This window comes from Variovorax sp. EBFNA2, from assembly GCF_033802765.1.
GTDB lineage: Bacteria > Pseudomonadota > Gammaproteobacteria > Burkholderiales > Burkholderiaceae_C > Variovorax > Variovorax paradoxus_H.
The window spans coordinates 6,192,647-6,213,907 of the sequence record NZ_CP138496.1 but is presented as its reverse complement, the minus strand read 5'-3'; the positions used below and the strand labels follow the sequence as shown (position 1 = coordinate 6,213,907).

The following is a 21,261-nucleotide window of genomic DNA, read 5'->3' as shown; positions in this document are numbered from 1 at the left end:
GCGGTCGCGCGACCGCGTGCGTGCGCTCGTGACAAAGGCCGCCACGGGTTCCTGATGCTGGCGCGACTGATCAAGCCCGTTCTCTTGGCCTGCGCCGTGTTCATCACGGTGTGGGTGCTCGTGATCGTCTACTGGCAGTACACGGCGCGCATGCCGAGCACGAGCGACATCGTGCTGTACCTCGTGGTGCTGCCGCTGGCGCTGATGCTCTTCTATGTGGTGCTGCGCCGCATCTTCACGGCGGCACCCACTGCTGCGTTGCCCGTGGGTGGAGCGACAGTGGCCGCAGGTGCCGCCGCCTCATCGAATGCCGCGACACCCGAGGCCTCGCAAGATCGCCTGCAGATGGCCGTGCTCGCCTTCGCCCTTCGCACACCCCGCGGCAGCGATGCCGACACGGTGGCCACGGCGATCGGGCAGGCACAGACACCCGAGCTGGTGCCCGAGCTGCGCGACGGCGAAGGCTTCCCTGTCATCGCGGGCCGCGTCGAAGGCATCGACGAGAACGAACTGCGTGAGCACCTGCGCGAAAGCCTGCAACCCGCCGGCGAGCCGTTCGATGTCGATGCGCTGCCCGACGACCGGCTGCGCGCCATCCACCTCATGTCGGATGTGTTGCAAGAGCTGCTGACGTCCGCGGCCGAGGCGATCGCGAACGCCGGCGATGCGCTGTCGGTGCGCGCGCCCGGTCGATTCGTGTCCAGCGGCAGTGTCATCCCGGGGCCGGCGGCGGCGCCGCAACTGAATGTCTCGCTGCTGTTGCCGGGCGCATGGACCGAGAGCGAACGCGTGATCGCCACGCAGTGGGTGCAGCAGCGCGTGCGCGAAGGCGATGCGTCGCAGCGCTGGCATGTCGACTGCTTCAAGAGTGAAGACGGCGTGTCCGCCATGGCACTGCTCGACCGCATCAGCCTGTCGCTGCATCGCGAGCAGCGGCCCGCACCGTGGATCGCGCTGGCGGCCGACTCCTCGGTGTCCGAGGCGAGCATTGCGCGCTGGGAGGCCGAGGGCCTGCTGTACACCGCCGCGCGCCGCAAGGGCCGCGTGCCCGGCGAAGCTGCCGCGGGCCTGCTGCTCGCACGCGCCGGCGATGCGCTGCTGGCGCCGCCCGATGCCGTGCGACTCTCGCGCAGTGCGAACGGCCAGCGCGAAGCATCCGCCGACACGGCGCGCACGCCCGATGCAAGCCTGCTCGATCGCTTTGCCCAACACCTGCTGGCCACATCGTCGCTCGACACCGCCCAGATCGACTGGGTCGTGAGCGACGCCGACCACCGCACCAGCCGCGTCACCGAAGTGGCCGGCCTCGTGCAGCAACGGCTGCCGCATGTGCCGTTCGAAAACAACCTGTCCGTCTGCGCCACCCTGGGTCACCTGGGAGCCGCGGCCGACATGAGCGCCGTCGTGCTCGCGTGCCACTTGGCTGCGCGCGATGCCCGGCATGTGCTCGCCATTTCCGTGCAGGACGCGCACGCCCGAACGGCCTTGCTGGCCGGCCCGGCGAGCCCCGCGTCACCCGCTACTTAAACAGGACCGATTCCAGAAACTTCTATGCGGCGATTCTTCAGTTTCCTGGCCGATCCGCGCACCTTGTCGGTGATCGGCGCCATCGCGCTCGGCGCGTTCCTGCTGCTCGGGGCGCAGACGCTCGAAGTCGGCGCGATCTGGGCGGTCGGCATCTTCGTGGTGCTGCTGCTGTTGTGGCTGCTCGTGTGGTTCGTGCGGCGCATGCGCACGCGCGCGGCCAACCGCAAGCTCGGCGACATGCTCGAGGACCAGGCCGATGCCGCCGTGCGCGACAGCGACCCCGAGCGCAAGGCCGAGATCGACGAGCTGCGCGGACGCATGGTCGAGGCCGTCAAGACCATCAAGACCTCGAAGATCGGGCAGATGTCGGGCAGCGAGGCGCTGTACGAGCTGCCCTGGTACATGGTCATCGGCAACCCGGCGGCGGGCAAGAGCAGCGCCATCCTGAACTCGGGCCTGCAGTTTCCGTTTGCCGACAAGGGCAACGCGGTGATCCAGGGCATCGGCGGCACGCGCAACTGCGACTGGTTCTTCACCACCGAAGGCATCGTGCTCGACACCGCGGGCCGCTATTCCATTCACCAGGAAGACCGCAAGGAGTGGTTCGGCTTTCTGGACCTGCTCAAGAAGTACCGGCCGAAGGCGCCCATCAACGGCATCATCATCACGGCCAGCATTCCCGAGCTGATCGGCAGCCGGCCCGACTTCGCCATTCAGCTGGCCAAGAACCTGCGCCAGCGCATGCAGGAACTCACCGAGCGGCTCGAGGTGTTCGCGCCGGTCTACGTGATGTTCACCAAGGCCGACCTCATCACCGGCTTTGCCGAGTTTTTCGGCGACAGCGACAAGATGGAGCGCGACCGCGTGTGGGGCGCCTCGCTGCCCTACGACGGCGACGAGAAGCAGGACGCCGTGGCGCTGTTCGACAAGCGCTTCGACGAGCTCTACATGGGCCTGAAGGAAATCAGCGTCTCGCACTTCGCGAACCACCGCAGCAGCGACCCGTCGCCCGAGCTGCTGATCTTCCCGCTCGAGTTCGCGGCCATCAAGCCCGCGCTGCGCGCCTTTCTGGCCACGCTGTTCGAGAGCAACCCGTTCCAGCACAAGCCGGTGTTCCGCGGCTTCTACTTCACCAGCGCCTTGCAAGAGGGCACGATGCGCAGCCTGTCGACCGAGCGCATCGCCAAGCGCTTCGGCCTCACGCTGAGCAACGCCGCCACCAAGTCGAAGGAAATCTATTCGCAGAACGGGTTCTTCCTGCGCGACCTGTTCTCCAAGGTGATCTTTGCCGACAAGAAGACGGTGCGGCAGTTCTCCAGCCCCGTGAAGGCGCGCGTGCGCTACGTGAGCTTCTTCGCGTTCGTCACCGTGCTGGGCCTGCTGCTCGGCGGCTGGACGTGGTCGTACCTCGGCAACCGCCAGCTGGTGGAGAACGTGCAGGCCGACCTCGACAAGGTGGTCAAGCTGCAGGCCAGCGACAACGGCCTGCGCACGCGCTTCGAGGCGCTGAACATCCTGCAGGACCGCATCGAGCAGCTCGAGAAATTCCGCAACGACCGGCCGCTGTCGCTGTCGCTGGGCCTGTACCAGGGCAACCAGCTCGAAGACAAGCTCGTGGCCGAGTACTACGGCGGCGTGAAGCAGCTCATGCTCGCGCCGGTGTCGGACAACCTGCAGGCCTTTCTGCGCGATGTCAACGCACACCCCGACCGCCTGAAGCGCGCCGATGCGGTGGCCGCGCTGACCGGCGGAACGGCGCCCGCGCCGCTGCCGGTCGCCGGTGCTGTCACCACCACCGCACCCGCCGCAGCGCCGGAAGGCGGCGGCCTGTATGCCGGCTCTTCCCCGGCCGACGTGCAGGACGCCTACAACGCGCTCAAGACCTACCTCATGCTGTCCGACAAGCGGCAGGTGGAAACGGCGCACCTCACCGACCAGATCTCGCGCTTCTGGCGCGGCTGGCTCGAGAGCAACCGCGGCGACATGCCGCGTGCGGCGGTCATCCGCGACGCCGAACGCATGATCACTTTCTACCTGCGCCGCGTGGGCGACGACAACTGGCCCGCGCTGGCCGACACCAACCTGGCGCTGGTCGAGCAGACGCGCGACAACCTGCGCCGCGTGGTGCGCGGCATGCCGGCGCGCGAACGGGTGTACGCCGAGATCAAGGCGCGCGCCTCGACGCGCTTCGCGCCGATGACCGTAGCCCGCATCCTCGGGACCACGGCGAGCAGTGCCGAGAGCGAAGGCACGCTGGCCGGCAGCGTCGCCATCTCCGGCGCGTTCACGCGCGAGGCCTGGCAGCAGTACGTGGACGACGCGATCCGCGACGCCGCGAACAAGGAAACCTCGAGCAAGGACTGGGTGCTCAACGTTGCCGGCAACGACGACCTGACGCTCGAAGGCAGCCCGGAGCAGATCCGCAAGACGCTGGCCACCATGTACAAGCTGGAGTACGCCAAGGAGTGGCAGCGCTTCCTGCAGGGCATTGCGGTGAAGGACATGGGCAGCTTCGAGCAGGCCGTGGTGGCGATGAACCAGCTCGGCGATCCGCAGAACTCGCCGATCCGCAAGGTCTTCGACACGGTGTACGACCAGACCTCGTGGGACAACCCCTCGCTGGTCAACGCCGGCCTGCAGCAGGCGCGCACCGGGGCCTTCAACTGGTTCAAGCGCCTCTTCAGCCGCGCCACGCCGTCGCAGGTCAACGTGAACGTCGACCTCAACGGCGGCGCCACGGAAATTCCGATGGGCCCGATCGGCCGCGAGTTCGCGGGCGTGGCGCGCCTGGTGGTCGAGCGCGACAACACCTCGCTGCTGCGCGGCTACCTGGGCACGCTGTCGAAGTTGCGCGGGCGCTTCAACCAGATCAAGAACCAGGGCGACCCCGGACCGGGCGCGCGCCAGCTCATGCAGCAGACGCTGGAGGGCAACGGCTCCGAGCTGGCCGACGCGCTCAAGTACGTCGACGAGCAGATGCTCACCGGCATGGACGCCGCGCAGCGCCAGGCACTGCGCCCGCTGCTCGTGCGGCCGCTGCTGCAGGCGTACGCAGTGACGGTGCAGCCGACGGCGGTGGAGGTCAACAAGATCTGGAGTGCGCAGGTGCACCAGCCGTTCCAGCAGTCGCTGGCCACCAAGTACCCGTTCTCGGCGAGCGCGAAGATCGAGGCCTCGCCGGCGGAAATCGCGCAGTTCTTCGGACCTGAAGGCGCCATCGGCAAGTTCGTGACGACCACGCTGGGATCGCTGGTGATTCGCCGCGGCGACCTGCTGTCGCCGCGCGCCTGGGGCGACCAGGGCCTCACGCTGAGCCCCGATTTCGTGAACGGTTTTGCGCAGTGGGTGGCGCCGCTGTCGGGCGGTGCCGCGGCCGGTGCCGGCGGCAGCGCGCAGCCGCAGACGCTGTTCCAAATATTGCCGCAGCCCGTGTCGGGCCTCACGGAGTACATGGTCGAAATCGACGGCCAGCAGCTGCGCTACCGCAACACGCCGCCGCAGTGGTCCAACTTCGTCTGGCCCAACGCACAGGGCACGCCGGGCGCGAAGATCACGGCCGTCACCTTCGACGGGCGCACCGTCGAGCTGATCAACGAGCCGGGCAACTTCGGCCTGGAGCGGCTGCTCAGCACCGCGCAGCGCACGAAGTTGCCCGACGGCAGTTTCGAGCTCACATGGGCGCGCGACAACGCGAGCGTGACCGTCAAGCTGCGCGTGATCCAGAACACGCAGTCGGCCGGTTCGGGCGGCGATTCGCCGCAAGGCAAGGGCCTGCGCGGCACGGTGTTGCCGCCGACGGTCGCGGAGATTGGTGCGCCGCGCGCCACAGCAACAGTTCAGGCACCGGCTCAAGTCCCGGTGCAGGCAGGGGGAGCAGGAAAATGAGCGCGCCACAACAGCTGTGCTACTTCGGCAAGTTGCCCGGACGCGGCGACTTCGTGAAGGGCCTGTACAACCCGCAGCTCATCAAGGTGTTCGACCACTGGCTGTCGCAGACCATGGAGATGTTGTCGGAAGACCCGCGCTGGAAGCTGATCTACGACAACGCGGCGCCGATGCACTTCGTGTGCCTGGGCTCGCGCAGCCGCGTGGCGATTGCGGGGCACCTGCGTGCCAGCCGCGACGAGTCGTCGCGCCGCTACCCGTTCCTGGCGGCCACCTCGGTGGACGTGGACGAGGCGCTCGACTTCATGCGCGGCGCGCCGATGCTGGTCGGCCCCTACTGGGACCGCATGGCGGTGCAGGTGCAGTCGCTGGCGGCCGGCACCGACCTGGACAACGAGCTGAAGAAGTTCGAGGCCATCGACCCGGCCATCGAGACCGGCTTCAAGAAGTCGGCCTCGCGCGCCACCTATGCGGCCTTCACGCGCGACACCAGCCTGCTGCGCATCGAGCAGATGCTCAACTTCGACGGCCACAAGGTGTCGCTGCGCCGCGCCATCCTGGCGCTGGGTTTGCTGCTGCAGCCTGTGATGGCCAGCGCGGTGTCGCACCTGGACAAGGGGCTCACGCTGCCGCTGCCGCGCGACCCGGTCGACCGCTCGCTGATCGCCACCTTCTGGCTCGAGATGGTGTCGCAGTTCCTGGCCAAGGCCGACTTCGAGCTGGTGCTGCTGGTCACCGAGATCGACGGTCGCGCGCGGCTGGTGATCGGCTTCAACGGCCTGTCGCCGCGCAGCCTGCAAAGCGTGCTGCATCCGCAGGTCTACACCGAGCACAACATCGACATCGACAACCCGGAGTGGGTCGAGGACACCATCCACAGCAACTACGCGATGTTCAAGCTGGTGAGCTACCTCGACCAGCCGCAGCTGCCGCTGGACATCGTGCTCACCGCCTTTCGCGAAGTCTTCATCGGGGAATGACACGGTCATGAATTGTTCTTTGCGCGTTCTCGTGCTGTCCATGGCCTGCGGGCTCGCGCTCGTGCCGGCCGTGCAGGCCCAGCAACCCCAACAACAACCCGCGGCGGGCGCCACCGCCGCCCGCGTCGAGACCACGGCCGCGGCCGTCGGCAAGGGCGAACCGGTCGTGGCCGGCGGGCAGGTGCCCGACGAAGCCACGCGCGCCGCCGTCATCGAGGCGCTGCGCCGCATCTACGGCCCCAGCGGCGTGATCGACAAGATCGAGGTGGTGAGCACCGTCAGCATGCCGGCCAACTGGGCCGCCAACGTGCAGCGGCTGATCACGCCCTCGCTCAAGGACATCCATCGCGGCCAGTTCCAGATCGAGGGCACGCAGATGGCGCTGAGCGGCGAGGTCGGCAACGAGGCGCTGCGCCAGAAGATCGTGAGCGACATGGCGAACGCGCTCAACCCGACCTACACCATCAAGAACAGCCTGCGCGTGCCCGTGTCGGAGCAGATCGCCGTCGACCAGGTGCTGGGCAACCGCACCATCGAGTTCGAGCTGGGCAGCGCCACGCTCACCAGCAAAGGCCGCGCCATCCTCGACGAGATGGCGCCCATCCTGCAGAAGCTCACGAACAAGTCGGTGGCGGTGGTGGGCCACACCGACAACGCCGGCAACCGCACGTCGAACCTGGCGCTGAGCCAGTCGCGCGCCGAATCGGTCAAGGGCTACCTGGTAGGCAAGGGCATCGACCCGATGACGCTTACGACCTCGGGCGTGGGCCCCGACCAGCCGGTGGCGAGCAACGCGACCGACGAGGGGCGCTCGCGCAACCGGCGCATCGAGTTCCGGGTCGGACGTTAACGAAAAAGGCCCGCAGCGCGGGCCTTTCTTCTGTCGCTCGGCGCGAAGTCAACGCGATTCGTCGTCGCCCTTCGGCAGGTCGAGCAGGTCCACCAATTGGGCCAGCTCCTGCTCGTTCTTGATCACGTTGCGCAGCCAGGCATGCAGCGGCATGTCGGCCCAGCGCGCGGCCTTGTTCGCCATGTAGGCGGCCGGGCTCGACGGCTCGGTCTGCTCGAAATACGCCGCCACTTCTTTCAGCTGTGCAATGGCCTGCGCACGGCTGTGGATGCCGGGCGGCAGCGCGGCGGGTGCGTGCACTGCCGCGTGGTAAATCGGGGGCGAATGGGGCATGGCGGCGTCGAAGACGGGTTCGATGCGGGACGGAGCAGCCGGTGCACTGGCAGCCGGTGCCGCGGCGGTGTTCGGCTGCGGCGCGCCGTTGTCGATCGGCACGCCGGCCTCGCGCGCAAAGCGCTCGACGGTCTGGCGGATGGCCGTGGCTGCGTCCTTCGCGGCGCGAAAGCTCGGGCCGTTGGAGGCGGTGCGTTCGTCGAACACGGCCTCGAACTCGGCCAGTGCCTGCTCGCAGGCCTGCACGTCGCGGTGCGTCTTCTGCAGGAACTTCGCGGGCGTGGCGCGGCGCAGGCGGTCGAACTGGTCGACCGTCACCTTGTTGCGCTGCAGCTCGTCGGCCTGCGCCGGCGTGCGGCGGATGGCCTGGTCGAGCGCCAGCGCGGTCTCCCAGACCAGCGCGCTGTGGCCGGTGCTGCCGTCGCTCACGATGGGCGCGCGCTGCAGCAGCTCGACCGAGCGCGAGATCAGCCACGTGACGGTGCCGATCCGCATCTCGATGTCGCCGCCTTCGGGCTGCGGATGCAGCTCGTCCCAGTACTGGCGGCACAGGCCGGTGAGCAGGCGGTAGCCGTCGGCCAGGCCCTCGAAGCCGCGCTGGCTGGCCAGCGCGTCGGTGAGCCACACGGCCAGCCGCAGGTCCTTGGTGGATGCGCGCAGCAGCTTGTCGCACTCGGCGATCACGAAGGGCCAGTTGGCCTCTTTCAGTTCGATGACCCATTCGCCCTGTTCGAGCGAGGGATCGTCGTGCTTGCGCGCTTCCTGGATGGCGTCGAACTCGCGCGAGAACAGCATGTCCTCACCGCAGGGTTTGGCCTCGGAGATCGGCGCCAGCAACGCCGGCAGATCGAGCCGCGCCGTCATGGCAGCGAGATCGTCAGGTTGGCCTGGCGCGGGCCGAGCTTCACGATGTCCTGATAGCTCGCGAGCGCGCCCTGCGTGGTGCTGCCCAGGTGCGCCGAGAGGCCGACGAAGCCCAGCAGGCCGATGAGCGAGAACAGCGCGGCCACCACCCACTGCGGCGCCTCGCGCTTGAGCGAGTGCGAGATGAGGTCGGGCAGCGGCCAGTGCGGCGCGAACGGCGTGCGCTTGCCGCGCGCGTTGGCAATCTCGTCGCCCACGCGCGCCGTGAGGTAGGCCAGCTTCTCGGTGCCGTCGATGGCGTACTTGCCCTGGAAGCCCAGCAGCAGGCACATGTAGAACACCTCGAGCGTCTGGATGCGCGCGGCGCCATGCGCCCGCTCGACCTCGAGCATCTGGAAGAAGTTCTCGCCCGCCAGTTGGTCGCCGAACAGCGTGAGCTGCAGCGGCCGGCGCTCCCACTCGGAGCGAATCGCGAACTCGGGCGCCGAGAGCACGAACTCGTCGACGGTGGCGCAGAAGGCGTACTTGGCGGCGTGGATCTGATCGGCCGTGGCATCGAGCTTGCGCGCGTTGCGCTCGAACTCGCCCAGGTAGTTGCGGATGCCCGTGAGGAACTGCTCGGTGGTGGCGGGCTGCTGCTTCTTCTTCAGCAGGAACAGCATCACGAAGCCGTCGTACAGCAGGTCGAGCAGGCTCGAGTCGGCGTCGGGCGCCACGCCTGCCGGCGTGAACGATGCGGGCGGCGCGTCGGCGCCCAGCAGGGAAGGGGCCTTGTTCAGGGTGGTGGTGTTCATACGATCAGGCGGATCAGCCGGTCACGGCGATCAGTTCGAGTTGCATGTCGGGGATGCCGGCCGGCGCGTAGATGGTGACGCTCTGCGCCTGCAGCATGCGGTCGTACAGCTGGCTCTTGCTGTCGATGGAAAAGTAGCAGGCGCCCGCGCGGATCGGAATGGCCGGCGGCACCTGCGGGGCGTAGACGATGCGCACGCCCGGCATGGCCGAGAGCACGAGCTTGTCGACGTCTTCGGGCGCGCCGATCTTGAAGCGCTGCGGCACCACCTCGGCCAGCTCGGCGGCCGGCATGCTGGCGGTGACCGACATGTAGAACACGGTCTTCTCGTCGATCTTTCCGGAGTCGAGGCGCCCCAGGTAGAAGGCGTTGCGCGTCTCGGTGAGCGCGATGGCGAAGTAGCGTGTGGAGATGACGGTGTCGAGCAGGTCGCGCACGATGCGGTCGAGCTCGGCGAAGGCCGGGCCCGGCTTCTCGTGGTCGTACACCGGCAGGTCGTTCAGCGAGTAGGTCTTGGCGAACGTCATCAGCGCGCCGGCCAGGCTCAGCAGTTCCTGGAACAGCCGCTCCGGGTGCAGCGACGGGTGATGGAACAGGTGCGAGAGCGACGCGAACGCCGAGTTGGCCGTGTGCAGCAGCCAGAACGAGGCGATGTCGCCCGAGCGGAACTCGATGATGTTCTTGCTCGGCTCACGGTGAATGCCGTACAGCGAATTGACCTTGGCCTGCAGCACGTCGAGCAGGCGGCGCAGCTGCTGGAACACGGTGGGCGAGGCATCGATGCTCGTGCACGGCGGCACGAAGCTGCGGTCGATCTCGAAGCCGCCCGCGGCGGTGCGACGGATGCGGATCACCGGAATCGACACGAACTGCTCGCGCGGCTCGGTGTCGGCCAGCAGCTTCACGCTCTTGCGCAGGAACACCACCTCGGCGCTCACGGCGTTGGTGTACAGGTCGAGCGACTGCGTCGCGTCGCTCGTGTAGCGCGCGGCAAAGCCTTCTTCGTTGGGGTCGGTGTAGTTCTTGCCGAGCTCCTTCACCGGGTGCAGCACCAGGTAGAAGGTGATCTCGTTCTGGCCCGGGCTCAGTGTGTCGAGCGAGATGGGCGGCGGCAGTGCGTCGGCCTGCGGCGCCGCGTAGGGTTCGCCGTCGGGGAACACCAGCGACAGCTGCGAGGCGCGCAGCATGCCGCTGGCCAGCGCATCGAGGTCGAAGCTGATGGAGCGCACGCCCCAGAAGTACGGATGCAGCGCCTGCGCCGTGGCGCGCAGGCGCGCCTCGTGGTACGCGTCTTGGCGCTGAAAGTGCTGGGGGCGTAGAAACAAGCCCTCTCCCCAGAGGACCTTGGCTGCATAGCTCACGTCGGATCAACTCCCCTCGATTTTTTTGGAATGTATCGCATCGTCATGTCGACTTGACAGGCCCGCCGTCGGTGCAGGTCAGGCGGGCGAGGGCCGGCAAGTGACCGGCCCCAACAGGTTGAGCGCGCCCGTGGGGGCCGCGCCTTGTGCGTTCTGCTGGCCCACCACCGCGCCTGTCGTGACCGTGAGCGCGCAGGCATGCGCGCCCATCACGATGCCGGTTTTCTCGGCGTCGGCGGCGTTGAAGGCGAAGCGCCAGCGCTGGGCATCGGGCGAGTGGAACAGCACCACCACGGCCACCGCGTTGGCGGTGCGCGGAACCATCTCGGTCCAGGTGTATTGCTGGTCGGGAATGAGCGTGATCTCGCGGCTCTCCACGAGGTCGTCGCCCAGCTGCGTCTTGTCGCGTCCCGGCGTCACGAAGGCATCGAAGGACGACTGGTAGAAGCCCGTCGTTTCCTTCAGCTTGTAGATGCGCATCACCACGGACAGCGGGCGGTTGCGGCCGTCGGCGTTGAGGTTCTTGCCCGCGGCGATCGACATCGTCACCTTGCGCGGGGGCTTCTGCGACTCGGGCAGCTCGGGCTTCTTCAGTCCGCTCGCCTCGAGCGCGATGTTGGCGATCGTGAGCGCCGGCGAACTGCACCCGCCGAGCATCAACGCGGCCAGCAGCGCGCCAGATGTAATTAATATTTTCATTAAAAGCGAGTCGTAACAATATTGTGATGGACCAAATAGGATTAACCGATTTCGAAAATGACTTTCGATTAGGAAATTAGCATTAATCCTCTCCCGTCATTTGCCATCCACGCGGCTGTAGTATCGTGTATTGTTATTGTCAACGGTCGCAATTTAATGAATGATTGCGGCCAGCTAAAAAGTCAGATCAGGGGGGAATGTGTCGATTCGAAAAATCATGTCTCGCACGATGATTGCCGGTGCCATTGCGAGCACCGTCTTTTTGTCGGCCTGTACCACCACGCCGGACGCGGCCGTTGCCCAGGCCACCGCGGCCTACAACAAGAGCCTGGCCGACGTCGATGCCGCCGCGGCAGCCGCCACCGGCGACAAGGCGCCCGTCATCCGCCAGTACCAGCAGCTCGCCACCGACAACCCGACTCGCGGTGAGCCGTGGTCGCGCATCGCGCAGATCTACTTCAACGAAGGCCGCTACAGCCTGGCCATCTCGGCTGCCGAAGAGTCGCTGCGCCGCGACCCGTCCAGCCGCCAGGCCAAGAGCATCACCGCCGTGGGCGGCCTGCGCCTTGCGGCCCGCTCCATCGAAGACCTGGGCAAGGACAGCAGCCTGAGCGGCGACGCCAACGCCGACGCCTACCGCCTGGCCGCCCTGCTGCGCGAAACCCTGGGCCTGTCGGTGCTGGTGCCCGCCGGCCCGGAAGCCCGGCCGACGCCCACGCGCCGCGCCGCCGCATCCAACCCGGCGCCTTCGCCGTCGTCTGCCGCGCCGACCCCGGTCGCTGCCGCACGGTCGGCCCCAGCACCGGTCGCCGCGCCGCGTCCGGCACCTGCCGCGCCCGCCCCGCGGGCGGGTGGCGGCAATCCATTTGACGCCCTCAAGTAATTGTTTTGTTTTTGAATTGGTTTTTTAAACCAATGTATTAACGAATGGGCGTGCGGTTTTCGGAATGAGCCGTACAACTTTTTAATTCGTTTCTCAGTCCTATTGCGAAGGTATCGAAACTTATGGCGACCAAAAGACAGAGCGTGCAGAAGCGGCTTCAAAAAGTGCGCCCGCCGCGCGTGCAACTCACGTACGACGTGGAACTCGGCGACGCCATCGAGAAAAAGGAATTGCCTTTCGTCGTCGGCGTGATTGCCGACCTGGCGGGCCAGTCCGAGGTGGAGCAGCCCAAGCTCAAGGACCGCAAGTTCGTCAGCATCGACCGCGACAACATGGACGACGTCATGAAGGGCGTGGCCCCCCGTGCCGCCTTCCAGGTGCCGAACAAGCTCGACGGGCGCGGCGGCAGCTTCGGCGTCGACCTCACCTTCAACTCGATGGACGCCTTCTCGCCCGAAGCCGTCGTCGACCAGATCGAGCCGCTCAAGCGCCTGCTCGACGCGCGCACCAAGCTGGCCGACCTGCGCAACAAGATGGCCGGCAACAGCAAGCTCGAAGACCTGCTGGCCGACGTGCTGAACAACACCGAGCAACTCCAGCGCCTGGGACAGGGCGTCGGCAAGAAGGACGAAAGCTGAACATGACTGCGCAAGCACTATCGGCATCGAGCGGTGCCTCTTCGTCCCAGGTTTCGTCTGAAGCCACGGTCGACCTGCTCGACCAGATCGTCGAGCAGAGCAAGGTCGCCAAGTCCGACGTGGAACACACGCGCACCAAGGACCTGATCGGCGAACTGGTCAGCCAGGTCCTCGAGGGCTCGGTGATCGTCTCGGACAACGTGTCGGCCATGATCGACGCCCGCGTGGCCGACCTCGACGCCCTCATCTCCGCGCAGCTCAGCGCCGTGATGCACGCGCCCGAGTTCCAGAAGCTCGAGAGCACCTGGCGCGGCCTGGAGTACCTGGTCAAGGAAACGCCGACCGGCACGATGCTCAAGATCAAGGTCATCAACGCCACCAAGCGCGACCTGATCCGCGACTTCAAGGCCGCCGTCGAGTTCGACCAGAGCGCGATGTTCAAGAAGGTCTACGAAGAAGAGTTCGGCACCTTCGGCGGTGCGCCGTTCGGCGCGCTGGTGGGCGACTTCGACGTCACGCGCCAGCCCGAAGACATGTACTTCCTGGACCAGATGGCGCACGTGGCGGCTGCCGCCCACGCGCCCTTCATCGGCGCCGCCTCGCCCGAGCTGCTGGGCCTGGAGAGCTTCTCCGACCTGGGCAAGCCGCGCGACATGGCCAAGGTGTTCGACACCGTCGAATACGCCAAGTGGAAGTCGTTCCGCGATTCGGAAGACTCGCGCTACGTCGGCCTCACGCTGCCGCGCTTTCTCGGCCGACTGCCCTACCACCCGCGTGACGGCACAGTCGTCGACAGCTTCAACTTCGTCGAAGACGTCGACGGCACCGACCACGCCAAGTACCTCTGGTGCAACGCCGCCTGGGCCTTCGCCACACGCCTCACGGCCGCGTTCGACGACTTCGGCTGGTGCGCGGCCATCCGCGGTGTCGAAGGTGGTGGCCTGGTCGAAGACCTGCCCACGCACACCTTCAAGACCGACGAAGGCGAGATCGCCCTCAAGTGCCCGACCGAAATCGCCATCACCGACCGGCGCGAGAAAGAGCTCAGCGACCTGGGCTTCATTCCGCTCGTGCACTGCAAGAACTCCGACTACGCGGCGTTCTTCGGCGCGCAGTCGCTGCAGAAGGCCAAGAAGTACAACACCGACAGTGCCAACGCCAACGCCGTGCTGTCGGCGCAGCTGCAGTACATCTTCTCGGTGTCGCGCATCGCGCACTACCTCAAGGCCATGATGCGCGACAAGATCGGCAGCTTTGCCTCGGCGCACAACGTCGAACAGTTCCTGAACCGCTGGATCGCGCAGTACGTGCTGCTCGACGACAACGCGACGCAGGAACAGAAAGCCCAGTTCCCGCTGCGCGAAGCCGCCATCCAGGTCGGCGAAGTGCCCGGGCGGCCCGGCGTGTACCGCGCGGTCGCGTTCCTGCGCCCGCATTTCCAGCTGGATGAACTGTCTATTTCACTGCGCTTGGTCGCCGATCTGCCGAAGTCAGTGAATAAGTAAGGAGGCAGATCGGGGCGCACGGCCTGAAGGCTGTGCTTCAACACGTTAACTGTCAGTAATCAATCAAGAAGGGGAAGAAACATGAAAGATATCTACGTCAAATTCGGCAGCCCGGCCATCAACGGCGAGTCGCAGGACAAGGACCACAAGGACTGGATCGAAGTCAGCTCGTGGCAGCACAGCATCGTGCAACCGCGCTCGGCCACCGCGTCGACCGCCGGCGGCCACACCGCCGAGCGCTGCGAGCACGGCGAGATGGTCTTCACGAAGGACATGGACGTCGTCAGCCCGCTGCTGTATCAGCACGCGTCGGGCGGCACCACCTTCGACGAAGTCACGGTGCAGTTCTACCGTGCCGACGGTGAAGGCAAGCGCGTGCAGTACATGGAGATCAAGCTCAAGTACGTGCTGATCGCCAGCGTGAACCCGAAGGTCGTGAGCACCGACGTGGCCAGCGTGCCGAGCGAGACCTTCTCGCTGAAGTACGCCGCCGTGCAGTGGAAGTACACGCAGCAGAAGATCGGCGGCAACCAGGGCGGTAACTCGCAAGGCGCCTGGAGCCTCACGAAGAACGACAAGACCTACTCGGTCTGACGCCAGTCGGGCAACGTGGACCGCGGCGCAGGCCGCGGTTTCTTTTTGGCACCGCGCCCTGCGCGGCGCCTTGCGTGCCCGCTGTTCGACGCGAGAGACAGGGAGTGACCCATGACAGGATTCGAACCCGGCCTGCTCGACAAGCTGTTCGATGACGACTGGCGCGGTCCGGCTTCGCCGGTGCTGCGCCATTTGTCGCTTGACGAGGTCAAGAACGTGGTCGCACGCGACCTCGAATCCCTGCTCAACACGCGCATGGTCTTCGACGACGCCAAGCTCGAGGCCTACCCCGAGTGCCGGCGTTCCGTCATGACCTACGGCCTGAGCGATTTCTCGGGCCTCAGCCTCGCAAGCCACTACGACCGTTCGTTCATCTGCCGCTCGCTGGAGCAGGCCATTGCGCGCCACGAGTCGCGCCTGCGCGATGTCTCGGTGTCGCTCGAGGTCGACGGCCAGGCCAGCACCCACATGCTCTATTTTGGAATCACCGCCTTGCTCGTGCTGCCCGAGCTGTCCGAGCCGGTGAACTTCGACGCCATGCTGCAGCCCACGACGCTGCAGTACTCCATCACCCGCGGCACCGGCAAGAGCCGGTACGCCTAGCGCCACGATCCGCGCACACGACGCACACCATGGACGAGTTGCTGCCCTTCTACGAACGCGAGCTGGCCTTCCTGCGCGGCTACTCGCAGGAGTTCGCCAAGGGCTACCCGAAGATCGCGGCGCGCCTGGCCATCTCGGCCGACGCCAGCGAAGACCCGCACGTCGAACGCATGATCCAGTCGTTCGCGCTGCTCACGGCCCGCATCAGCAAGAAGCTCGACGACGACTACCCCGAGCTCACCGAAGCGCTGCTCGAGGTGATGTACCCGCACTACCTGCGGCCCTTTCCGTCGTGCTCCATTGCGCAGTTCGACGCCGGCGGCGCGGCGCTCGCCAAGCTCAGCAAGCCCATCACCATCGCGCGCGGCACCGAGCTCACTTCGCAGCCGGTGCGCGGCGGCGCCTGCCGTTTTCGCAGCGTGTACGACGTCACGCTGGCAGCAGTGCAGGTGTCGAACGTGGTCTACCACTCGGTGGTCAACGCGCCTGCGCAGGCCTCGCTGCCGCGCAACGCCACGGGCTGCCTCTCGGTCACGCTCGAGGCCACCGGCGAGCAGAAGTCGCTCGGCACCCTGGCGCTCACGCTGGCGCGCCTGCGCACCTTCATCGATGCCGAGCCCTCGCTGGCCACGGCGCTGGCCGACGCCATCTTTTTGAAGACAGCCGCCGTCTTCGTCGAGCCCGAGCGCAGCGGCAAATGGACGCTGGTGCAGGGCGAGGCGCTGCACCCGGTCGGCTTCGATGAGGCCGATGCGCTCATCGAACTGCCGGCGCGCTCGCACCCGGCCTACCGCCTGCTCAGCGAGTACTTCGCGTTCCCCGAGAAGTTCAACTTCGTCGACATCGACCTGGCGAACGCGCTGCGCCACATCGGCTCCTGCCGCTCGATCACGCTGCACCTGGTGATGACCGACGTGCGCGCCGACTCGCCCACGGCGCGGCTGCTCGAAGGCGTGTCGAGCCGCAACCTGCGGCTGGGCTGCACGCCCGTCATCAACCTCTTCAAGCAGCGCAGCGACCCCATTCGCGTCACGCATGCCGCGGCCGCGTACCCGGTGGTGGCCGATGCGCGCCGCGCCTTCGGCTTCGAGGTCTACAGCATCGACTCGGTCAAGCTCGTGAAGCAGACCGCCGAGGGCGACGCGTACATCGAGTTCCGGCCCTTCTATTCGCTGCACCACGGCGAGCACCCGAAGGAGGCCGAGCACTACTGGTTTGCGCGCCGCAACGAACTCGTGGCGCAACGCAGCCCGGGCTACGAGACCGAGCTCTCGATCGTCGACATCGACTTCCAGCCCTCGCTGCCGCAAACGGAAACGTTGAGCATCGACCTCACCTGCACCAACCGCGACCTGCCGCACTCGCTGGCCTTCGGCCTGCCCGGCGGTGACCTGTTCATCGAGGGCAACTCGGTGGCGCGCTCGATCCGCATGCTGCGCCGCCCGACGCAGACGCTGCGCATGCCGCGCGGCAAGGGCGTGCAGTGGCGGCTGGTGTCGCACCTGTCGCTCAACCATTTGTCGCTGGCCACCAGCGGGCTGCCGGCGTTGAAGGAAATGCTGCGGCTGTACGACCTGGGCCGCTCCGCCGTGTCGGCGCGGCAGATCGAGGCCATCACCGCGATCGAGCAGCAGGCCACCACGCAGTGGTTGCCCGGCAAGCCCTTCGCGACCTTCGTGCGCGGCATCGAGCTCAGGCTCACGGTCGACGAGACCGGCTTCGTGGGCAGCAGCCTGCAGGCCTTTGCCCGCGTGATGGACCATTTCTTCGGTCTCTATGTGCACCTGAACAGCTTCACCCAACTGGTGATTGTTTCGGCGCGCGACAAGGAGGAGCTGGTGCGATGCAAGCCCCGCAGCGGCGAATCGATCCTCCTGTAGCCGAAAGGCTGCTGCGCGAACCCTACCGCTTCGAGTTTTTCCAGGCGGTGCGGTTGATCGAGCTCATGCTGCTCAAGCGGCAGGAGCGCGATGTGCACCAGCGCCTGGTGCCCGGCGAGCGCATGGTGCCGCGCTGGGTGCGCTTTCGCAGCTCCACGAGCCTGAACTTTCCGCCCAGCGAGATCGAGGCGCTGGCGGTGCGCGACGCCGTGGGCGAGCTGATGTCGGGTGCGCAACTGTGCGAGCCGCCACTGCCGCATGAAGACGCGCACGGCCTGAGCCGCATCGAACTCACGCCCGCGTCGTTCGGCATGCTGGGCGTGTCGGGCGCCTTGCCCATCGTCTACACCGAGATGTTGATGCGCCGCGAGCAGCATCTGCGCGACAGCTCGGCGCGCGCCTTTCTCGACGTGTTCAGCAACCGCGCCGCCGCGCTCTTCTATGCGGCCTGGCGCAAATACCGCCTGCCGCTGCACTGCGAGCACGAGCGCAGCCGCGCCTACCTGCCGGTGCTGCTGTCGATGGCCGGGCTGGAACACACGGCCCAGCGCGATCCGCTGACCGACGGCACGGGCACCGTGTTCGACGAGACCGTGGCCGGCTACGCCGCCGCGGTGCGCCACCGGCCCATGTCGGCGGCCTACCTGCAGCGCGTGCTGTCCGATTACTTTCGCAGCCACATCCGCATCGAGCAGTTCCTCGGCAAGTGGTACGACATGCCCGTGCAGCAGCGCTCCAAACTGGGCGAAGGCAACGTGAGCCTGGGCCAGAACGCGATGGCGGGCGAACGCATCTGGCAGCGCGACCTGCGCATCCGCCTGTGGATCGGCCCGCTCAAGCGCAGCGCGCTGCGCGAGTTCTTTCCGGGCCGCGCGCATGCGAAGGCGCTCGAAAAAATGCTGGCACTGCTCGCCGGCGTGACCTGCGAATACGAAGTGCGCCTGATCCTGGCGCGCGAAGAAGTGGCCGCCGTGCAGCTCAGCGACAGCGGCGGCAGCCACCTCGGCTGGGACAGCTTCATCACCACCTGCGAAGCCGAGAGCGACCGCAGCGACACGCAGTACGAGCTTCAGCCCCTGCAGTGACCTTTCAACGAACACGACCGACAGAAGAACACCACCGCTCATGAGCACCTCGCTGAAGACACTGATCACCAAGCTCAACGCCAGCGCACGCATGGCCACGCAGCGCGCCGCCAACCTGTGCCTGGCCCACGGCCACTACGAGGTCGACCTGGAGCACCTGTTCCTTGCGCTGCTGGAGCAGACCGACAACGACCTCGCGCGCGTGCTGCACGCCAACCGCATCAGCGCCAGCGCGATCCAGTCGGACCTGGAGCGCGAGATCCAGACCTTCAAGAACGGCAACACGCGCACGCCGGTGTTCTCGCAGCACCTGCAGCAGCTGTTCCAGCAGGCATGGCTGCTCGCCTCGCTCGATGCGCATGCGGCGCAGATCCGCTCGGGCCACCTGCTGCTCGCGCTGCTCACGCAGCCCGACTTGGCACAACTCGCGCAGCGCGGCTCGCCGCTGTTCGCCAAGATCCGCCTCGAAGACCTGAAGCACGACTTCGACAAGCTCACCGACGGTTCGAGCGAAGCGGCCGAGGCCAGCGCCTCGGGCGCGGCGGCCGAAGGTGATGCGCAGCAAGCGCCGGCCGACCCGCTGGCCGCTGGCGTGCCCGGCAAGACGCCCGCGCTCGACCAGTTCACCACCAACCTCACGCAGCGCGCGCGCGACGGCGCACTCGACCCGGTGATCGGGCGCGACACCGAGATCCGCCAGGTCATCGACATCCTGATGCGCCGTCGCCAGAACAACCCCATCCTCACGGGCGAGGCCGGCGTCGGCAAGACGGCCGTGGTCGAAGGGCTTGCGCTGCGCATCGCCGCGCAGGACGTGCCCGAGTCGCTGCGCGCCGTGGCGCTGCACACGCTCGACATGGGCCTCTTGCAGGCCGGTGCGAGCGTGAAGGGCGAGTTCGAGAACCGCCTGAAGAACGTGATCGCCGAAGTGAAGAAGAGCCCGCACCCGATCGTGCTCTTCATCGACGAGGCCCACACCATGATCGGCGCGGGCGGCCAGGCTGGGCAGAGCGATGCGGCCAACCTGCTCAAGCCGGCGCTCGCGCGCGGCGAGCTGCGCACCATCGCCGCCACCACCTGGGGCGAGTACAAGAAATACTTCGAGAAGGACGCGGCGCTCGCGCGGCGCTTCCAGGTCGTGAAGGTCGAGGAGCCCAGCGAAACGCTGGCCGCCGCCATGCTGCGCGGCATGGTGCCGCTGATGGAGAGGCACTTCAACATCCGCGTGCTCGACGAAGCCATCACCGAGGCCGTGCGCCTGTCGCACCGCTACATCAGTGGCCGGCAACTGCCCGACAAGGCCGTGAGCGTGCTCGACACCGCGTGCGCGAAAGTGGCACTCGGCCAGAGCGCGACGCCGGCGTTGATCGAGGAAGCGAATCGCGGCCTCGAACGCATCGAGGCCGAGAGCGCCGCGCTGGTGCGCGACACCGCAGCCGGCGGGCGCCATGAAGCGCGTCTTGCCGAACTGGCAGAGCAGAAGGCTGCACTGCAGGTCGAACTCGCCGCGAGCCAGCAACGCCTGACCGAAGAGAACGCGCTGGTGGAGCGCATCCGCGCCCTGCGTGCACAACGCGACGAGTCGGCTGCGCAGCCCGAGGCCGCGCCCGCAGCTGCAGAAAAAGCACCGGCCCGCGCCGCCAGCCGCAAGAAAGCCGCAGCCGCCGCAGACCCCGCGCGCGACCAACTCGACGCCCTGCTCGCCGAACTGCGCGCACTGCAAGGCACCACGCCGATGGTGCCGCTGCAGGTCGACGGCCACGTCGTCGCCGAGATCGTCTCGGCCTGGACCGGCGTGCCGCTGGGCCGCATGGTCAAGGACGAGATCAAGACCGTGCGTGCCCTCGACACCTTGCTGGCCGAACGCGTCATCGGCCAGGACCACGCGCTCGCCGCCGTGGCCCAGCGCGTGCGCACCGCGAGCGCGCGCCTGGAAGACCCCAACAAGCCGCGCGGCGTGTTCATGTTCGTCGGCCCTTCGGGCGTCGGAAAGACCGAGACCGCGCTCGCGCTGGCCGACATCCTCTACGGCGGCGAGAAGAAGCTCATCACCATCAACATGAGCGAGTACCAGGAGGCGCACAGCGTCTCGGGCCTCAAGGGCTCGCCGCCCGGCTACGTGGGCTATGGCGAAGGCGGTGTGCTCACCGAGGCCGTGCGCCGCCAGCCCTACAGCGTGGTGCTGCTCGACGAGGTCGAGAAGGCGCACCCCGACGTGCTCGAGATGTTCTTCCAGGTGTTCGACAAGGGCATGATGGACGACGCCGAGGGTCGCGAGATCGACTTCCGCAACACGCTGATCATCCTCACGTCGAACATCGGTTCGTCGCAGATCATGCAGGCCTGTCTCAACAAGGCCGACGACGAGCGCCCCGCGCCCGACGCGCTGGCCGACGCGCTGCGCCCCGTGCTCATGAAGGCCTTCAAGCCGGCCTTTCTCGGCCGCATGAAGGTGGCGCCGTTCTATCCGATCACCGATGCGGTGCTGGAGCAGATCATCGCGCTCAAGCTCGGCCGCATCCGCGACCGCATCGCGACGAATCACAAGGCCGTGTTCGAGTGGGACGACGCGCTGGTCGAGGCCGTGCTCGCGCGCTGCACCGAGGTCGACTCGGGCGCACGCAACGTCGACCACATCCTCAACGGCACCTTGCTGCCCGAGATTGCCGAGGCCGTGCTCACGCGCATGGCCGACGAGACGCCGCTCGCGAAGATCAAGGCCAGCTGCGGCAAAGGCGGCGAGTTCCGCTACCGGATCACCTAGGCGCGGCGCCGGCGCGT

The 21,261-nt window shown here is 67.1% G+C and carries 16 protein-coding genes; 12 read left to right on the top strand and 4 right to left on the bottom strand.

Annotated features, from left to right (window positions below; translation table 11 throughout):
- The first annotated feature begins 54 nt into the window (after nucleotides 1–54).
- From RZE79_RS29230 to RZE79_RS29215, 4 genes are read left to right on the top strand one after another with little or no spacing between them, the layout of a single operon-like run.
- Complete coding sequence (locus tag RZE79_RS29230; protein ID WP_319357963.1) at nucleotides 55–1,527, top strand: hypothetical protein; 1,473 nt, start codon at nucleotides 55–57, stop codon at nucleotides 1,525–1,527.
- Nucleotides 1,528–1,551: 24 nt separating this feature from the next.
- Nucleotides 1,552–5,412 carry a type VI secretion system membrane subunit TssM gene (tssM, locus tag RZE79_RS29225; protein WP_319357961.1) on the top strand — a complete coding sequence of 1,287 codons (3,861 nt, stop codon included), beginning with the start codon at nucleotides 1,552–1,554 and terminating at the stop codon, nucleotides 5,410–5,412.
- On the top strand, nucleotides 5,409–6,392 hold the full coding sequence (tagF, locus tag RZE79_RS29220; RefSeq protein WP_153281592.1) for a type VI secretion system-associated protein TagF: 984 nt from the start codon (nucleotides 5,409–5,411) through the stop codon (nucleotides 6,390–6,392). The genes tssM and tagF overlap by 4 nt, the downstream gene beginning before the upstream one ends.
- Before the next feature lie 7 nt (nucleotides 6,393–6,399).
- Nucleotides 6,400–7,242, top strand: coding sequence for an OmpA family protein (locus RZE79_RS29215; RefSeq protein WP_101494020.1), 843 nt, complete (start codon nucleotides 6,400–6,402; stop codon nucleotides 7,240–7,242).
- A 48-nt stretch (nucleotides 7,243–7,290) separates the two neighbouring features.
- On the opposite strand, the gene tssA is transcribed toward RZE79_RS29215, so the two are convergent.
- From tssA to tssJ, 4 genes are all read right to left on the bottom strand, one after another.
- A complete protein-coding gene (gene tssA, locus RZE79_RS29210) occupies nucleotides 7,291–8,439 on the bottom strand; it encodes a type VI secretion system protein TssA (protein ID WP_319357958.1) in 1,149 nt (382 codons plus the stop codon).
- Complete coding sequence (gene icmH / locus RZE79_RS29205; RefSeq protein WP_319361327.1) at nucleotides 8,436–9,218, bottom strand: type IVB secretion system protein IcmH/DotU; 783 nt, start codon at nucleotides 9,216–9,218, stop codon at nucleotides 8,436–8,438. The genes tssA and icmH overlap by 4 nt, the downstream gene beginning before the upstream one ends.
- A gap of 28 nt (nucleotides 9,219–9,246) precedes the next feature.
- Nucleotides 9,247–10,593: a type VI secretion system baseplate subunit TssK gene (gene tssK / locus RZE79_RS29200; RefSeq protein WP_153281596.1), complete on the bottom strand. Its 1,347-nt coding sequence runs from the start codon at nucleotides 10,591–10,593 to the stop codon at nucleotides 9,247–9,249.
- 78 nt (nucleotides 10,594–10,671) lie between these two features.
- A complete protein-coding gene (gene tssJ / locus RZE79_RS29195) occupies nucleotides 10,672–11,292 on the bottom strand; it encodes a type VI secretion system lipoprotein TssJ (protein ID WP_101494023.1) in 621 nt (206 codons plus the stop codon).
- A 217-nt stretch (nucleotides 11,293–11,509) separates the two neighbouring features.
- Here tssJ and RZE79_RS29190 point away from each other — a divergent pair, with 217 nt between their 5' ends.
- From RZE79_RS29190 to tssH, 8 genes are all read left to right on the top strand, one after another.
- Nucleotides 11,510–12,175, top strand: coding sequence for a hypothetical protein (locus RZE79_RS29190; RefSeq protein ID WP_319357953.1), 666 nt, complete (start codon nucleotides 11,510–11,512; stop codon nucleotides 12,173–12,175).
- 122 nt (nucleotides 12,176–12,297) lie between these two features.
- A complete protein-coding gene (gene tssB, locus RZE79_RS29185) occupies nucleotides 12,298–12,813 on the top strand; it encodes a type VI secretion system contractile sheath small subunit (RefSeq protein WP_153281598.1) in 516 nt (171 codons plus the stop codon).
- 2 nt (nucleotides 12,814–12,815) lie between these two features.
- Nucleotides 12,816–14,318, top strand: a complete 1,503-nt coding sequence (tssC, locus tag RZE79_RS29180) for a type VI secretion system contractile sheath large subunit (protein WP_319357951.1) — start codon at nucleotides 12,816–12,818, stop codon at nucleotides 14,316–14,318.
- An 81-nt stretch (nucleotides 14,319–14,399) separates the two neighbouring features.
- Entirely contained in the window at nucleotides 14,400–14,912 is a 513-nt protein-coding gene (locus RZE79_RS29175) for a type VI secretion system tube protein Hcp (protein ID WP_153281600.1), read from the top strand.
- A 111-nt stretch (nucleotides 14,913–15,023) separates the two neighbouring features.
- Nucleotides 15,024–15,515 (top strand): type VI secretion system baseplate subunit TssE, encoded by a 492-nt coding sequence (tssE, locus tag RZE79_RS29170; RefSeq protein WP_153281601.1) that lies wholly within the window; start codon nucleotides 15,024–15,026, stop codon nucleotides 15,513–15,515.
- Between the two features lie 29 nt (nucleotides 15,516–15,544).
- A complete protein-coding gene (tssF, locus tag RZE79_RS29165; protein WP_099793840.1) occupies nucleotides 15,545–17,395 on the top strand; it encodes a type VI secretion system baseplate subunit TssF in 1,851 nt (616 codons plus the stop codon).
- A complete protein-coding gene (tssG, locus tag RZE79_RS29160; protein WP_319357946.1) occupies nucleotides 17,359–18,480 on the top strand; it encodes a type VI secretion system baseplate subunit TssG in 1,122 nt (373 codons plus the stop codon). Before tssF ends, tssG begins: the two co-directional genes overlap by 37 nt.
- 40 nt (nucleotides 18,481–18,520) lie before the next feature.
- Nucleotides 18,521–21,244, top strand: coding sequence for a type VI secretion system ATPase TssH (tssH, locus tag RZE79_RS29155; RefSeq protein ID WP_319357944.1), 2,724 nt, complete (start codon nucleotides 18,521–18,523; stop codon nucleotides 21,242–21,244).
- Nucleotides 21,245–21,261 lie beyond the last annotated feature (17 nt).

Excerpts from the sequence above, each read along its gene's own strand:
- tssH (WP_319357944.1), top strand. The coding sequence starts at position 18,521 with ATGAGCACCTCGCTGAAGACACTGATCACCAAGCTCAACGCCAGCGCA.
- tagF (WP_153281592.1), top strand. The coding sequence starts at position 5,409 with ATGAGCGCGCCACAACAGCTGTGCTACTTCGGCAAGTTGCCCGGACGC.
- tssM (WP_319357961.1), top strand. The coding sequence starts at position 1,552 with ATGCGGCGATTCTTCAGTTTCCTGGCCGATCCGCGCACCTTGTCGGTG.
- tssC (WP_319357951.1), top strand. The coding sequence starts at position 12,816 with ATGACTGCGCAAGCACTATCGGCATCGAGCGGTGCCTCTTCGTCCCAG.
- tssB (WP_153281598.1), top strand. The coding sequence starts at position 12,298 with ATGGCGACCAAAAGACAGAGCGTGCAGAAGCGGCTTCAAAAAGTGCGC.
- RZE79_RS29215 (WP_101494020.1), top strand. The coding sequence starts at position 6,400 with ATGAATTGTTCTTTGCGCGTTCTCGTGCTGTCCATGGCCTGCGGGCTC.
- RZE79_RS29230 (WP_319357963.1), top strand. The coding sequence starts at position 55 with ATGCTGGCGCGACTGATCAAGCCCGTTCTCTTGGCCTGCGCCGTGTTC.
- tssE (WP_153281601.1), top strand. The coding sequence starts at position 15,024 with ATGACAGGATTCGAACCCGGCCTGCTCGACAAGCTGTTCGATGACGAC.
- tssF (WP_099793840.1), top strand. The coding sequence starts at position 15,545 with ATGGACGAGTTGCTGCCCTTCTACGAACGCGAGCTGGCCTTCCTGCGC.
- RZE79_RS29190 (WP_319357953.1), top strand. The coding sequence starts at position 11,510 with ATGTCTCGCACGATGATTGCCGGTGCCATTGCGAGCACCGTCTTTTTG.
- RZE79_RS29175 (WP_153281600.1), top strand. The coding sequence starts at position 14,400 with ATGAAAGATATCTACGTCAAATTCGGCAGCCCGGCCATCAACGGCGAG.
- tssG (WP_319357946.1), top strand. The coding sequence starts at position 17,359 with ATGCAAGCCCCGCAGCGGCGAATCGATCCTCCTGTAGCCGAAAGGCTG.
- tssJ (WP_101494023.1), bottom strand. The coding sequence starts at position 11,292 with ATGAAAATATTAATTACATCTGGCGCGCTGCTGGCCGCGTTGATGCTC.
- tssA (WP_319357958.1), bottom strand. The coding sequence starts at position 8,439 with ATGACGGCGCGGCTCGATCTGCCGGCGTTGCTGGCGCCGATCTCCGAG.